The sequence below is a fragment of the Pseudomonas veronii genome (assembly GCF_002028325.1).
In the GTDB taxonomy this organism is placed as follows: domain Bacteria; phylum Pseudomonadota; class Gammaproteobacteria; order Pseudomonadales; family Pseudomonadaceae; genus Aquipseudomonas; species Aquipseudomonas veronii.
On the sequence record NZ_CP018420.1, the window covers coordinates 6,656,023 to 6,670,833 of the forward strand.

Consider the following 14,811-nt stretch of genomic DNA (forward strand, 5'->3'; position numbering starts at 1 on the left):
CTTGATGACTCGACGGCTTTTAGCGTTTTTCCTGTTGGGCGCCCTGGCCCTGGGCGGCTGCGCCACGGTGAATGTGCCGCGCATCCCCAGCGATGCTCTGCCGGCGACGCAGTCGTCGTTCGGCCGTTCGATCCAGGCCCAGGCCGCGCCGCATCAGGGCCGCTCCGGCTTTCGCCTGCTGCCCAACAGCAGCGAGGCGTTCATGGCCCGCGCCGAACTGATCCGCAACGCCCAGACCAGCCTCGACCTGCAGTACTACATCGTCCACGACGGCATCAGCACCCGCCTGCTCGTGGATGAACTGCTCAAGGCCGCCGACCGTGGCGTGCGTGTGCGTATCCTGCTGGACGACACCACCAGCGACGGCCTCGATCAGGTCATCGCCACCCTCGCCGCCCACCCCAACATCCAGATTCGCCTGTTCAACCCGCTGCACCTGGGGCGCAGCACCGGCGTGACGCGCGCCATGGGGCGCCTGCTCAACCTGTCGCTGCAACATCGACGCATGCACAACAAACTGTGGCTGGCGGACAACAGCGCGGCCATCGTCGGCGGGCGCAACCTGGGCGACGAGTATTTCGACGCCGAACCCAACCTGAATTTCACCGACATCGACATGCTCAGCGTGGGCCCGGTGGCCGAGCAACTCGGCCACAGTTTCGACCAGTACTGGAACAGCGCCCTGAGCAAGCCCATCAATGAATTCATCTCCAACCTGCCGTCCAAAGGCGACCTGGCCAGCGCACGCCTGCGCCTGGAAGAATCCCTGGCCCAGTCGCGCCAACAGAACCACGCCTTGTACAACCGCCTGCGCACCTACAAGACCGAACCGCGCCTGGACATCTGGCGGCGCGAGCTGATCTGGGCCTGGAACCAGGCGTTGTGGGACGCCCCGAGCAAGGTACTCGCCAAGAATGATCCGGACCCGCACCTGCTGCTGACCACCCAGCTGGAACCGGAACTCGAAGGCGTCAACCATGAGTTGATGATGATTTCGGCGTATTTCGTGCCGGGGCAGCCGGGCCTGGTGTACCTGACCGGTCGCGCGGACGCGGGCGTCTCGGTGAGCCTGCTGACCAACTCCCTCGAAGCCACCGACGTACCGGCCGTACACGGCGGCTACGCGCCCTATCGCAAGGCGCTGCTGGAGCACGGCGTGAAACTCTATGAGTTGCGCCGCCAACCCGGCGCACCCCGCACAGGCAGCGGGCCCCACCTGTTTCGTCGCGGCCTGTTCCTCGGCTCGGACTCCAGCCTGCACAGCAAGGCGATGATTTTTGATCGGCAGAAATCGTTTATCGGCTCGTTCAACTTCGACCCGCGTTCGGTGCTGTGGAATACCGAAGTCGGCGTGCTGGTGGACAGCCCTGAGCTGGCCGAACACCTGCGCAATCTGGCGCTGCAAGGCATGGCGCCAGCATTGAGCTACGAGGCGAAATTACAGGATGGCCAGGTGGTGTGGACCACCGAAGATAACGGGCAACCGCACACCCTGACCCGCGAGCCGGGCAGCTGGTGGCGCCACTTCAATGCCTGGTTCGCCACCTCCGTCGGCCTGGAGCGCATGCTGTAGGAGCGAGCTTGCTCGCGAAGAACGCAAGAACACCACACTTAACCAGACCGTACCCGTCATCGCTAACGCCTTCATCCCCTCGCGCCTAAACGGGCTGCGCGGCGCCAAACGCCCCCTGGCGCAACAACAGCACCACCAACCCCAGCGCCCCGGCCGCCATCAGCCACGGCAATGCATGCCCGCTGATCCACTGGCTGCCCGCACCGGCCACCAGCGGCCCGATCAGGCAACCGATGCCCCAGAGCTGCGCCACGTGGGCATTGGCGCGCACCAGCGCATCGTCGCGGTAACGCTCGCCGATCAGGATCAACGACAAGGTGAACAAACCGCCCGCACTCGCGCCGAACAGCACCCACACCGGCCAGATCAGCAGCGTGTGCATCAACAACGGGACTGCCAGGCTCGCCCCCAGCAACAGCAGCGCGCAGCTCAAGAACAGCGTGCGCCGCGGCAGGTAGTCGGCCAGTGCGCCGATGGGCAACTGCAGCAACGCATCGCCCACCACCACCGTGCTGACCATCGCCAGGGCGATCTCGGCCGTGAAGCCTTGCTGCAGGCAATACACCGGCAGCAGCGTCAGGATCATCGCCTCGAACGCCGCGAATAACGCCACCGCCCAGGCAATCGCCGGCAGGCTCCGACAGAAGCGCCACAGCTCGGCAAACGTCACGCTGAAGGACTCGGCGGTCGGCGCCCCGGAACGCCCCAGCAACAGCAACGGCGCCAGCGTCAACAGGCCCACGCCCACCCAGAACCCATAGTCATGATCGGTGCCCAGCACGCCCAACAGCAGCGGCCCCGACAGCTGGCTCAGCGCATAGGTGCAGCCATACAGCGCCACCAGCCGGCCGCGCCATTGCTCTACCACCAACTGGTTGATCCAGCTTTCGCCAAGAATGAACACGATGGTCAGGATCACCCCGATCATCAGCCGCAGCACCAGCCACACCGGGTAGCTCGGCAGGATCGCCAACAGGCCGATGGACACCGCCCCCGCCCACAGGCACAGGCGCATCAGACGCGCAGTGCCCAGCCAGGACGCCAGCCGACTGGAAACCTTCGCCCCCAACAGCACGCCGAAGGCCGGCATCGCAGCCATCACTCCAATGGCGAAGCTGCCGTAGCCCCAGCCTTCCAGGCGCAGGGACACCAGCGGCATGCTGACACCCAACGCCAGACCAACGCTGAGCACCGAGGCCAGCACGGCGAAATAAGTCGCCCAACGCATTTCCACGCTCCTGTGGATAGTTTTTTCAGGGCTGCAAACGAACTGTAGGAGCGCGCTTGCTCGCGAAGAACGCCAACGATAACGCGTGCTGTCTGGTTGAACGCGGCGTCTTTGAGTTCTTCGCGAGCAAGCTCGCTCCTACAGGGGACCTGCGGTGTTGCTTAGAGCTTGATCCAGGTCGCCTTCAGCTCGGTGTACTTGTCGAACGCATGCAGCGACTTGTCGCGACCGTTGCCCGACTGCTTGAAGCCACCAAACGGCGCGGTCATGTCACCGCCGTCGTACTGGTTGACCCACACGCTACCGGCGCGCAGCGCTTTGGCGGTGAGGTGCGCCTTGGAGATATCCGCCGTCCACACCGCCGCGGCCAGGCCGTATTGGGTGTCGTTGGCGATGGCGATGGCTTCTTCGGCGCTGTCGAAAGTGAGCACCGAGAGGACCGGGCCGAAGATTTCTTCGCGGGCGATCTTCATCGCGTTGGTCACGCCGTCGAAAATCGTCGGCTCGACGTAAGTGCCGCCGGTCTCTTCCAGCGTGCGCTTGCCGCCCGCCACCAGTTTGGCACCGTCGGCATGACCGGCTTCGATGTAGGACAGCACGGTGTTCATCTGTTGAGTGTCCACCAGCGCGCCGACGTTCGTGGCCGGGTCCAGCGGGTTGCCTGGCTTCCAGCCCTTCAGCGCGGCGATCACCAGCGGTAGGAATTTATCCTTGATGGAACGCTCCACCAGCAGGCGCGAACCGGCGGTGCAGACCTCGCCCTGGTTGAAGGCAATCGCGCCAGCGGCGGATTCGGCGGCGGCTTGCAAGTCCGGGGCATCGGCGAACACGATGTTCGGGCTCTTGCCGCCCGCTTCCAGCCATACACGTTTCATGTTCGATTCGCCGGAGCGGATCAACAGCTGTTTGGCGATTTTGGTGGAGCCGGTGAACACCAGGGTGTCGACATCCATGTGCAGCGCGAGCGCGTTACCCACGGTGTGGCCGTAGCCCGGCAGCACGTTGAACACGCCTTTTGGAATACCGGCCTCAACGGCCAGGGCCGCGATGCGGATGGCGGTCAGCGGGGATTTTTCGGACGGTTTGAGGATCACGGAGTTACCGGTCGACAGCGCCGGCCCGAGTTTCCAGCAAGCCATCATCAGCGGGAAATTCCACGGCACGATGGCGGCAACCACTCCGACCGGCTCACGGGTCACCAGACCCAGCTGATCGTGAGGGGTGGAAGCGACTTCATCGTAAATCTTGTCGATGGCCTCGCCGCTCCAGCTCAGGGCATTCGCCGCGCCGGGTACGTCGATATTCAGGGCGTCGCTGATCGGCTTGCCCATGTCCAGGGTTTCCAGCAGCGCCAGCTCTTCGGCATTGGCCTTGAGCAACGCGGCGAAACGGATCATGGTGGCCTTGCGCTTGGCCGGCGCCAGGCGCGACCAGACACCGGAATTGAACGTGGCGCGGGCATTTTCCACGGCGCGCTGGGCGTCGGCGACGTCACAGCTGGCAACGCTGGTCAGCAGGCGGCCATCGACGGGGCTGATGCATTCGAACGTGTCGCCGGAAACGGCGGCGGTGTACTCGCCATTGATATAGGCGCGGCCTTCGATCTTCAGATCCTTGGCGCGTTGCTCCCAGTCGGCACGGGTCAGGGTGGTCATGCGAGTGTCCTCCTCTTATTGAATACAAGGCCCAGGCGATGTGCCCCGGCAGCCTCAAAGAATGCTTGCCCCGCCAGCCAGTTGTTCGGCTCAAGGCAACTGCCACCCTAAACCAGCGGCTGGGGATGTATCAATATATTTGACATAACGCCGGTAAACGCCCTTGCGATGTTCATTTTAATAAACATAGACTTTGGGCTCTCCAACCGCAGGCCAGACGGGACACGCACATGAGCATCCAGGACATCGTCGACTTCAGCCAAGCCAACACCGCCCCCGATCGCTACCTCCCTGCCCCGGAAAAAATCCTCAAGGGCAATCCCGAGCAAACGATCTACAACCACTACAACAGCCCGTGCGGCCAGATGAGTGCCGGCGTCTGGGAAGGCGACGTCGGGCAGTGGAAGGTCAACTACACCGAACATGAGTACTGCGAGATTGTGCAGGGGGTTTCCGTACTGCGCGATGCCGAGGGCAACGCCAAGACCTTGCGCGCCGGCGACCGCTTCGTGATCCCGGCCGGCTTCAGCGGCACCTGGGAAGTGCTCGAGCCCTGCCGCAAGATCTATGTGGTGTTCGAACAGAAGGCCTGATCAGCAAATCCTGCGCAAAAAAAAGCCCGAATCGTGAGAAACGGGCTTTTTTTCACAAGGAAGAAAATCAATTACTTGATTTTGCCTTCTTTGTAGATCACGTGCTTGCGAACGCGCGGGTCGAACATTTTCTTTTCGAGCTTGTCCGGGGTAGTACGCTTGTTCTTGTCGGTAGTGTAGAAGTGACCAGTACCGGCGCTAGAGATCATTCGAATCAATTCACGCATGATAGAGCTCCTTAGATCTTGCCAGCGGCGCGAATTTCGGCCAGCACGACAGTGATGCCACGCTTGTCGATAATGCGCATGCCTTTGGCAGATACGCGCAGACGCACAAAACGTTTCTCTTCTTCAACCCAGAAGCGGTGATGCTGCAGGTTCGGCAGGAAACGACGACGGGTTTTGTTATTTGCGTGGGAAATGTTATTCCCAGTCACCGGACCCTTACCGGTAACTTGACAGACTCTCGACATGCCTCAGCCCTCTAAAACCACATGCCCAACCCGGCATGGGTTGGCCGCTTAATCTCTCAGTCATTTGGCGCCAGGCGCCGCGTTTCTTTAGGGTCTTACCGGCTACACCTACAAGCGAAGGAACCGGGCCCCTAGAAAAGAGCGCTGCTTTATACCAGAAAGACCCAAGTGCAACAACAGCCCGTGTGTTTTTACCGGCGTAAATCTCGGCGACAGATGGCCGAACCGTTGCCAGGAGGGGCCGCTGCAATAGCCGACCGCTCGTCGCACAGAATGATTTACAACGCCCGCAAGTACCAAAAAGTACAAGGCGAAACGCGCTGAGGCGCCATCAAAACAGCATTTGAGCCAAAAGCACAGGCAAAAATGGACTAGTCATTTATCAATCAGACCACTACGGTAGGACTTTTCCAGACTGCACTCGCAGATGGGCCTTCGATCTGCACAGGAAACCGAACATGCGCCTCGCTGCCCTACCGCTTTTGCTAGCCCCTCTGTTTATCGCGTCGCAGGCCCTGGCGGCCACCAATCTGAGCGTGTGTACCGAAGCCAGCCCCGAAGGGTTCGACGTAGTGCAGTACAACTCGCTGACCACCACCAACGCCTCGGCCGACGTGCTGATGAACAGCCTGGTGAACTATGACGCAGCCAGCGGCAAGCTGGTGCCAAGCCTGGCGGACAGCTGGGAAGTGTCGCCGGACGGCCTGACCTACACCTTCCAGTTGCACCCCAACGTAAAATTCCACCGCACCGACTATTTCACCCCGAGCCGCACCCTGACCGCCGAGGATGTCCGCTTCAGCTTCGAGCGCATGCTCGATCCGGCCAACCCATGGCACAAGATCGCCCAGAGCGGCTTCCCCCATGCCCAGTCGCTGCAATTGCCCGCACTGATCAAGAAGATCGATGCCCTTGACCCGCTGACCGTGCGCTTCACCCTCGACCACCCCGACTCGACCTTCCTCGCCGCGTTGAGCATGGGTTTTGCCTCGATCTACCCGGCCGAGTACGCCGACAAGCTGCTCAAGGCCGGCACCCCGGAGAAGCTCAACAGCCAGCCCATCGGCACCGGCCCGTTCATCTTCACGCGATTCCAGAAAGATGCCGTGGTGCGCTACAAAGCCAACCCGGATTATTTCGCCGGCAAACCGGCTGTGGATAACTTGATCTTCGCCATCACCCCGGATGCGAACGTGCGCCTGCAGAAACTGCACCGCGACGAATGCCAGATCGCACTGTCGCCCAAACCCCTGGATGTGGGCGAAGCCGAGAAAGATCCCGCACTCAAAATAGAAAAAACCGCAGCATTCATGACTGCATTCGTCGCGATCAACAGCCAGCACCCACCGCTGGACAAGCCCGAAGTGCGCCAGGCGATCAACCTGGCCTTCGACAAGGACAGCTACCTCAAAGCCGTGTTCGAAGGCACCGCCGAAGCCGCCAACGGCCCCTACCCGCCCAACACCTGGAGCTATGCCAAGGAGTTGCCGGGTTATCCACAGGACATCGCCAAGGCCAAGCTGCTGCTGGAGCGCGCCGGGCTCAAGGACGGCTTCAAGACCACGATCTGGACACGCCCCACCGGCAGTCTGCTGAACCCCAACCCCAACCTCGGCGCGCAACTGCTGCAGGCGGACCTGGCCGAGATCGGCATCCAGGCCGAGATCCGCGTCATCGAATGGGGCGAGCTGATCCGCCGCGCCAAGGCCGGCGAACACGACCTGCTGTTCATGGGTTGGGCCGGCGACAACGGCGACCCGGATAACTTCCTGACTCCGCAGTTCTCCTGCGCGGCAGTGAAATCCGGCACCAACTTCGCCCGCTATTGCGACCCGGCCCTGGACAAGCTCATCAGCGCCGGCAAGACCACCAGCGAGCAAGGGGTGCGCAGCAAGCTGTATCAACAGGCCCAGGCGCAGATCCAACAGCAGGCCCTGTGGCTGCCGCTGGCGCACCCGATGGCGTTCGCCCTGACCCGCAAGAATGTCGAGGGGTACCAGGTGAGCCCGTTTGGGCGGCAGGACTTTTCGAAAGTCAGCGTCAAGCCCTGAGCTGCAAGCTGCAAGCCCCCTTGAGGCTTGCAGCTGCAACCTTGCAACTGCTGCCCCTCCTACATCCACCCGTATTCCGCCATCGACAATGGATCACCATCGCCCACGATGATGTGATCCAGCACCCGCACATCCACCACTTCCAAGGCTTTTTGCAGAATCTTGGTCAATTTTCGATCAGCCGCACTCGGCTCCACGCTCCCCGAGGGATGGTTGTGGCACAGGATCAACGCCGCCGCGTTATACGCCAGGGCGCGCTTGACCACTTGCCGCGGGTAAACCACGGTGGCGTCGATGGTGCCCTGGAACAACGCCTCGAACCCCAGCACCCGATGCTTTGAATCGAGAAACAGGCAGCCGAAAATCTCGTGAGGCTCATGGCGCAACAGCGCCTTGAGGTAGTCCCGTACAGCGACCGGGCTTTCCAGCACCGAGTCGCTGCGCAGCTGTTCGGCCAAGTGGCGTCGGGACATTTCCAGTACCGCCTGCAGTTGGGCAAACTTCGCCGGCCCCAGCCCCAACTGCTGGCTGAACAGCACCTGGCTGGCCTCCAGCAGCGGGCGCAAGCCACCGAACTGCGCCAACAGATGCCGCGCCAGGTCCACCGCGCTCCGCCCGGCCACGCCGGTGCGCAGGAAGATAGCCAACAGTTCGGCGTCGGACAGCGTTGCGGCCCCCCATTCCAAAAGCTTCTCCCGCGGCCGCTCGGCCACCGGCCAATCACGAATACTCATCCCGCCTCCCTGTGCATGTGCGCCGCTGTTGCCTGGCGGACGCTGTGTTATCGTAGGCCCTCTTTTTTGCATGCGATTTCACCTGGGGAGGGGGCATCGCAGGCGTCACTGAACTGGCTTCACTGAACTGGAAAGGCAAACCAATGCAGCGTCTGTATCGGAAACGCATCGTTCTCGGCGTCGGCGGCGGCATTGCCGCCTACAAGAGCGCAGAGCTGGTTCGCAGGCTTCTCGACCAGGGCGCCGAAGTGCGCGTGGTCATGACCCGCGGCGGCAGTGAGTTCATCACCCCGCTGACCATGCAGGCCTTGTCCGGCCACCCGGTTCACCTGGACCTGCTGGACCCGGCCGCCGAAGCCGCCATGGGCCATATCGAACTGGCCAAATGGGCCGACCTGGTGCTGATCGCCCCGGCCACCGCCGACCTGATCGCCCGCCTGGCGCAAGGCATCGCCGATGACTTGCTGACCACGCTGGTCCTGGCCACCGACGCCACTGTCGCCATCGCCCCGGCCATGAACCAGGCCATGTGGCGCGACCCGGCCACCCAAGCCAATACGCAGCTCCTGCAAAGCCGTGGCCTCAAGGTGTTCGGCCCGGCCTCCGGCAGCCAGGCCTGCGGCGACGTCGGCATGGGCCGCATGCTCGAAGCCACCGACCTGGCACTGTGCGCCGCCGAGTGCTTCCAGCACCTGGCCCTGACTGGCAAGCACGTGTTGATCACCGCCGGCCCGACCCAGGAAAACATCGACCCGGTGCGCTACATCACCAACCATAGCTCAGGAAAAATGGGCTTTGCCCTGGCTGAAGCGGCGGTCGAGGCAGGCGCGCGCGTGACCCTCATCACCGGCCCGGTGCATTTGCCGACGCCCGATCGCGTCACCCGGATCGACGTGGTCAGCGCCCGGGACATGTTGGCGGCCTGTGAGGCGGCCATTCCCTGCGACCTGTTTATCGCCTCGGCAGCGGTTGCGGATTACCGCCCGGAAGTCGTCGCCCCGCAAAAGCTCAAGAAAGACCCTACCAGCGGCGACGGCCTGCTCCTGCAAATGGTGCGTAACCCGGACATCCTGGCCACCATCGCCAGCCGCCCGGACCGTCCGTTCAGCGTCGGTTTCGCCGCCGAGACCGAGCACCTGCTGGACTACGCCGCACGTAAATTGAAAGACAAAAACCTCGACCTGATCGTTGCCAATGATGTCGCCAACCCAAGCATCGGCTTCAACAGTGAGGAAAACGCCTGCAGCGTGATCGATCGCGACCTGCACGCCACCCTTTTCGCCCAGACCAGCAAGGGCAAGATTGCCCGCCAACTGATCTCTTTTATCGCCCAACGGCTGAACCAGGTTTAATTTACATGCACGCTTTGCAAGCCAAGATCCTCGACCCCCGCATCGGCACCGACTTCCCCCTGCCGGCCTATGCCACACCGGGCTCCGCCGGCCTGGACCTGCGCGCCATGCTCAAGGAAGACACCGTCCTCGAGCCGGGCCAGACCCTGCTGATTCCGACCGGCCTGTCGATCTATGTCGGCGACCCGGGCCTGGCGGCGCTGATTCTGCCGCGCTCGGGCCTCGGCCATAAGCACGGCATCGTGCTGGGCAACCTGGTCGGCCTGATCGACTCGGACTACCAGGGCGAGCTGATGGTGTCGTGCTGGAACCGCGGCCAGACCGCCTTCAACATCGTCGTCGGCGAGCGCATCGCGCAGCTGGTGCTGGTGCCGGTGGTGCAGGCGCACTTCGAACTGGTACAGGAATTCGACGCAACCCAACGCGGCGCAGGCGGTTTTGGGCATTCCGGCAGTCACTGACCACACCAAACCGGGGCGGACGCTACCGTCCGGCCCGGTTAGATGCCACCGCATGGCCTTTCAGGATGAAGAATGCGCGGACCTGACGAGCGACACTTTCCAAGTAAAATCAATGCATTACGCAAACATAAGCGCGGAGCGGATGCTCCGATGGCCTTTTTGCACCACGAACTCTGCACCGAAAACGCCGTCATACCCTTCAGTTTAAGCCTGCCGGTCAGCCACATTAAGGCCAGCCTTGTCTCTTTCAGATGGAGTTTCCCCCCGCGATGAGTACCGCCGCCCGAGTAGCCCCGACCTTCCCCGACAGCATCTTCCGCGCCTATGACATCCGTGGCGTGGTGCCCAAGACCCTGACCGCCGAAACCGCCTACTGGATTGGCCGCGCCATCGGCGCCCAAAGCCTGGCCCAGGACGAACCGAACGTTTCGGTCGGCCGTGACGGTCGCCTGTCCGGTCCCGAGCTGGTGGAGCAATTGATCCAGGGCCTGGCCGACAGCGGTTGCCATGTCAGCGACGTCGGCCTGGTGCCGACCCCGGCGCTGTACTACGCCGCCAACGTGCTGGCCGGCAAATCCGGGGTGATGCTCACCGGCAGCCACAACCCGTCGGACTACAACGGCTTCAAGATCGTCATCGCCGGCGACACCCTGGCCAACGAACAGATCCAGGCCCTGCACACACGCCTGAAAACCAACGACCTGACCAGCGGCAAAGGCAGCATCACCAAGGTCGACATTCTTCAGCGCTACTCCGACGAAATCACCGGCGACGTCAAACTCGCGCGCCGCCTGAAAGTGGTGGTGGACTGCGGCAACGGCGCGGCCGGCGTGATCGCTCCGCAACTGCTCGAAGCCCTGAACTGCGAAGTGGTGCCGTTGTTCTGCGACGTCGACGGCAACTTCCCCAACCACCATCCAGACCCGGGCAAGCCTGAAAACCTGGTGGACCTGATCGCCAAGGTCAAGGAAACCGGGGCCGACGTCGGCCTGGCCTTTGACGGCGACGGTGACCGCGTGGGCGTGGTGACCAACACCGGCGAAAACGTGTTCGCCGACCGCCTGCTGATGCTGTTCGCCCGTGATGTGGTGGCGCGCAACCCGAATGCCGAAATCATCTTCGACGTAAAATGCACCCGTCGCCTGACGCCGCTGATCAAGGAATATGGCGGTCGCCCGCTGATGTGGAAGACCGGTCACTCGTTGATCAAAAAGAAAATGAAGGAAACCGGCGCGCTGCTGGCCGGCGAAATGAGCGGCCACGTGTTCTTCAAGGAGCGTTGGTTCGGGTTTGACGACGGCATTTACAGCGCCGCTCGTCTGCTGGAGATCCTCAGCAAGGAAAAATCCACGGCGCAGGAGCTGTTTCAGACCTTCCCGAATGATATTTCTACGCCAGAGATCAATATCCATGTGACCGAAGAGAGCAAATTCAGCATCATTGACGCATTGCACGACGCGCAATGGGGCGAAGGCGCCAACCTGACCTCCATTGATGGTGTGCGAGTCGATTACGCCAAAGGCTGGGGCCTGGTTCGCGCGTCCAACACCACACCGGTGCTGGTGCTGCGTTTCGAGGCGGATACCGAGGCTGAGTTGCAGCGCATCAAGGACGTGTTCCACGTCCAGTTGAAACGTGTTGCCCCTGATCTCCAATTACCGTTCTGATTTTTTTGCACCGGAGCCCTGAATGACCCTCGAACGCGAAGCCGCTGCCAACACCGCCAAGGTCCTGTCCGAAGCGTTGCCCTACATTCGACGCTACGTCGGCAAGACGCTGGTGATCAAATACGGCGGCAATGCCATGGAAAGCGACGAGCTGAAAACCGGCTTTGCCCGCGATATCGTGTTGATGAAAGCCGTGGGGATCAACCCGGTGGTGGTCCACGGCGGCGGCCCGCAGATCGGCGACCTGCTCAAGCGCCTGTCGATCGAAAGCCACTTCATCGATGGCATGCGTGTCACTGACGCGCAGACCATGGACGTGGTGGAGATGGTCCTCGGCGGCCAGGTGAACAAAGACATCGTCAACCTGATCAACCGCCACGGCGGCAGCGCGATTGGCCTGACCGGCAAGGACGCGGAGCTGATCCGCGCGAAAAAACTGACCGTGACCCGTCAGACGCCGGAAATGACCCAGCCGGAAATCATCGACATCGGCCAGGTGGGCGAAGTGATCGGTATCAACACCGACTTGCTGAACCTGCTGGTCAAAGGTGATTTCATCCCGGTCATTGCGCCGATCGGCGTGGGCGCCAACGGCGAGTCCTACAACATCAACGCCGACCTGGTTGCCGGCAAAGTGGCCGAAGCGCTGAAGGCTGAAAAGCTGATGCTGCTGACCAACATCGCCGGCCTGATGGACAAGCAAGGCAAGGTGCTGACCGGCCTGACCACCCAACAAGTGGACGAGCTGATCGCCGACGGCACCATCTACGGCGGCATGCTGCCGAAGATCCGTTGTGCGCTGGAAGCGGTACAGGGCGGTGTCGGCAGCTCGCTGATCCTTGACGGCCGCGTGCCAAATGCGATCCTGCTGGAAATCTTCACCGACACCGGTGTGGGTACGCTGATCAGCAACCGCAAGCGTCCTTAAACACAAAAAGCCCCACCCTCTGTAGGAGCGAGCTTGCTCGCGAAAAACGTAAAGGCGCCGCGTTCATCCAGAATAAACGCGTCATCGTTGGCGTTCTTCGCGAGCAAGCTCGCTCCTACAGGGAGTGGGGCTTTTTGTTGTGCGGCGTTTACTGGACGCCGAACTGCTCGCGGTACGCCCGTACTGCCGGCAAGTGCTGCTTGAGCTGCGGATCATCTTCCAGGAACTGCAACACCTGGTTCAACGACACGATACTCACCACCGGGATGCCGAAATCGCGTTCCACTTCCTGGATCGCCGACAACTCACCATTGCCACGCTCCTGACGGTTCAAGGCGATCAGCACGCCTGCGGCCTTGGCACCCTCCTGGGAGGCGATGATCTGCATCACTTCACGGATGGCGGTGCCGGCGGTGATCACGTCGTCGATGATCAGCACGTTGCCGGTGAGCGGTGCGCCCACCAGGCTGCCGCCTTCGCCATGGGCCTTGGCTTCCTTGCGGTTGAAGCACCACGGCAGATCGCGCCCATGGTGTTCGGCCAACGCCACGGCCGTCGCGGCGGCCAGGGGGATGCCCTTGTAGGCCGGACCGAACAGAACGTCGAAGGAAATACCGCTTTCAACGATGGCAGCCGCGTAGAAACGCCCCAGCTGAGCCAGGGCCGAACCCGAGTTGAACAAGCCGGCATTGAAGAAATACGGGCTGGTGCGCCCGGACTTGAGGGTGAACTCACCGAAGCGCAAAACCCCGCGATCGATGGCAAAACGAATGAAATCGCGTTGATACGCCTGCATGAAAAAAGCCTCAGATACCACGGATTTAGCTAATTAGGTAGACGGCGTGTATCATACACGCACGCGATTTTTGGGGCCATTTATGCGGATCATCAGTGTGAACGTTAATGGTATTCAGGCTGCAGTCGAGCGTGGTTTGCTCAGTTGGCTGCAAGCCCAGAATGCCGACGTCATCTGCCTGCAGGACACCCGCGCCTCCGCCTTTGAACTGGACGATCCAGCCTTCCAACTGGATGGCTACTTCCTTTATGCCTGCGATGCCGAAGTGCCCACCCAAGGTGGCGTGGCTTTGTACTCGCGGTTGCAACCCAAGGCGGTCATCAGCGGCCTCGGCTTCGAGACAGCCGACCGCTACGGGCGCTACCTGCAAGCCGATTTCGACAAGGTCAGCATCGCGACCTTGCTGCTTCCTTCGGGGCAGAACGGCGATGAAGACTTGAACCAGAAGTTCAAGCTAATGGACGACTTCGCCCGTTATCTGGATAAACAGCGACGCAAACGTCGCGAGTACATTTATTGTGGCTCGCTGTACGTGGCGCAACAGAAGCTGGATATCAAGAACTGGCGCGACAGCCAGCAATCCCCGGGCTTCCTGGCGCCGGAACGGGCCTGGATGGACGAGATTGTCGGCAACATGGGCTATGTCGATGCCCTGCGCGAAGTCAGCCGCGAAGGCGACCAGTACAGCTGGTGGCCAGACAACGAACAGGCTGAGATGCTCAACCTGGGCTGGCGTTTCGACTACCAGCTGCTGACCCCGGGCCTGCGTCGCTTTGTGCGCAGCGCACGCCTGCCACGCCAGCCGCGCTTCTCGCAGCACGCGCCGCTGATCGTGGACTATGACTGGACACTGACCATCTGAGGTCTTTGCCCAGGCACAAAAAAACCCGACATCGCTGTCGGTTTTTTTGTGCGCGCCTGGTTACTTGATCAGCCGCCAGGTCCACGGGTAGCGGTAGGCCGTGCCGTTGTTGGCCTTGATCCCGCCAATGATCGTCAGCACCAGCGCCGCGACCACCAGGATCAACATCAACAGGAAGCCGATCACCACGAAGCCCAGCACCATGCAGACCAGCCAGGCAATGGCCACGGTGATCTGAAAATTCAGGGCTTCCTTGCCCTGATCATCGATCAGCGGGTCCATGTCCTTCTTGATCTGCCACAGGATCAGCGGCCCCAACAGGCTGCCGAAAGGGAACACCAGGCCCAGAAACGCCGCGAAGTGACACAACATCGCCCATTGGCGGACTTCCTTGGACGGTGCCGGAACCGGCAATTGACTGTCACTCATGGCGTTTCTC

14 protein-coding genes and 1 pseudogene are annotated in these 14,811 nt (G+C 61.8%); 8 read left to right on the top strand and 7 right to left on the bottom strand.

The window, feature by feature from the left end; translation table 11 throughout:
• Positions 1–4 precede the first annotated feature (4 nt).
• On the top strand, positions 5–1,573 hold the full coding sequence (locus tag PverR02_RS30670; RefSeq protein ID WP_079444927.1) for a phospholipase D family protein: 1,569 nt from the start codon (positions 5–7) through the stop codon (positions 1,571–1,573).
• Positions 1,574–1,658: 85 nt separating this feature from the next.
• Here the strand turns inward: PverR02_RS30670 and PverR02_RS30675 are convergent, their stop codons facing one another.
• The gene (locus PverR02_RS30675) at positions 1,659–2,801 is read right to left on the bottom strand and encodes an MFS transporter (RefSeq protein WP_046381650.1); all 1,143 of its coding nucleotides are present in this window, start codon (positions 2,799–2,801) and stop codon (positions 1,659–1,661) included.
• 161 nt (positions 2,802–2,962) lie between these two features.
• The gene (locus PverR02_RS30680) at positions 2,963–4,456 is read right to left on the bottom strand and encodes an aldehyde dehydrogenase (protein ID WP_017846046.1); all 1,494 of its coding nucleotides are present in this window, start codon (positions 4,454–4,456) and stop codon (positions 2,963–2,965) included.
• Positions 4,457–4,686: 230 nt separating this feature from the next.
• Between PverR02_RS30680 and PverR02_RS30685 the strand changes: the two genes are divergently transcribed.
• Positions 4,687–5,049 carry a cupin domain-containing protein gene (locus PverR02_RS30685; protein ID WP_046381648.1) on the top strand — a complete coding sequence of 121 codons (363 nt, stop codon included), beginning with the start codon at positions 4,687–4,689 and terminating at the stop codon, positions 5,047–5,049.
• A gap of 71 nt (positions 5,050–5,120) precedes the next feature.
• Here the strand turns inward: PverR02_RS30685 and rpmG are convergent, their stop codons facing one another.
• Entirely contained in the window at positions 5,121–5,276 is a 156-nt protein-coding gene (gene rpmG / locus PverR02_RS30690) for a 50S ribosomal protein L33 (RefSeq protein ID WP_003176906.1), read from the bottom strand.
• 11 nt (positions 5,277–5,287) lie between these two features.
• Positions 5,288–5,521 (bottom strand): 50S ribosomal protein L28, encoded by a 234-nt coding sequence (gene rpmB, locus PverR02_RS30695; RefSeq protein ID WP_003176907.1) that lies wholly within the window; start codon positions 5,519–5,521, stop codon positions 5,288–5,290.
• Between the two features lie 458 nt (positions 5,522–5,979).
• Here rpmB and PverR02_RS30700 point away from each other — a divergent pair, with 458 nt between their 5' ends.
• A complete protein-coding gene (locus tag PverR02_RS30700) occupies positions 5,980–7,572 on the top strand; it encodes an ABC transporter substrate-binding protein (RefSeq protein ID WP_079444928.1) in 1,593 nt (530 codons plus the stop codon).
• Positions 7,573–7,631: 59 nt separating this feature from the next.
• Here PverR02_RS30700 and radC read toward each other — a convergent pair whose 3' ends face one another.
• Entirely contained in the window at positions 7,632–8,306 is a 675-nt protein-coding gene (gene radC, locus PverR02_RS30705; RefSeq protein ID WP_017846051.1) for a RadC family protein, read from the bottom strand.
• A gap of 143 nt (positions 8,307–8,449) precedes the next feature.
• Here radC and coaBC point away from each other — a divergent pair, with 143 nt between their 5' ends.
• From coaBC to argB, 4 genes and pseudogenes are all read left to right on the top strand, one after another.
• The gene (gene coaBC / locus PverR02_RS30710; protein ID WP_017846052.1) at positions 8,450–9,658 is read left to right on the top strand and encodes a bifunctional phosphopantothenoylcysteine decarboxylase/phosphopantothenate--cysteine ligase CoaBC; all 1,209 of its coding nucleotides are present in this window, start codon (positions 8,450–8,452) and stop codon (positions 9,656–9,658) included.
• Positions 9,659–9,663: 5 nt separating this feature from the next.
• On the top strand, positions 9,664–10,119 hold the full coding sequence (gene dut / locus PverR02_RS30715) for a dUTP diphosphatase (protein ID WP_017846053.1): 456 nt from the start codon (positions 9,664–9,666) through the stop codon (positions 10,117–10,119).
• A 242-nt stretch (positions 10,120–10,361) separates the two neighbouring features.
• A pseudogene (locus tag PverR02_RS30725) lies at positions 10,362–11,786 on the top strand (phosphomannomutase/phosphoglucomutase); the annotation flags it as partial.
• A 22-nt stretch (positions 11,787–11,808) separates the two neighbouring features.
• On the top strand, positions 11,809–12,714 hold the full coding sequence (argB, locus tag PverR02_RS30730; protein ID WP_017846055.1) for an acetylglutamate kinase: 906 nt from the start codon (positions 11,809–11,811) through the stop codon (positions 12,712–12,714).
• Between the two features lie 148 nt (positions 12,715–12,862).
• Here argB and pyrE read toward each other — a convergent pair whose 3' ends face one another.
• Positions 12,863–13,510, bottom strand: a complete 648-nt coding sequence (pyrE, locus tag PverR02_RS30735; protein ID WP_017846056.1) for an orotate phosphoribosyltransferase — start codon at positions 13,508–13,510, stop codon at positions 12,863–12,865.
• Positions 13,511–13,592: 82 nt separating this feature from the next.
• Here pyrE and PverR02_RS30740 point away from each other — a divergent pair, with 82 nt between their 5' ends.
• Positions 13,593–14,372, top strand: a complete 780-nt coding sequence (locus tag PverR02_RS30740; protein WP_003195493.1) for an exodeoxyribonuclease III — start codon at positions 13,593–13,595, stop codon at positions 14,370–14,372.
• Positions 14,373–14,432: 60 nt separating this feature from the next.
• Here PverR02_RS30740 and PverR02_RS30745 read toward each other — a convergent pair whose 3' ends face one another.
• Complete coding sequence (locus PverR02_RS30745) at positions 14,433–14,801, bottom strand: DUF4870 domain-containing protein (protein WP_017846057.1); 369 nt, start codon at positions 14,799–14,801, stop codon at positions 14,433–14,435.
• Positions 14,802–14,811 lie beyond the last annotated feature (10 nt).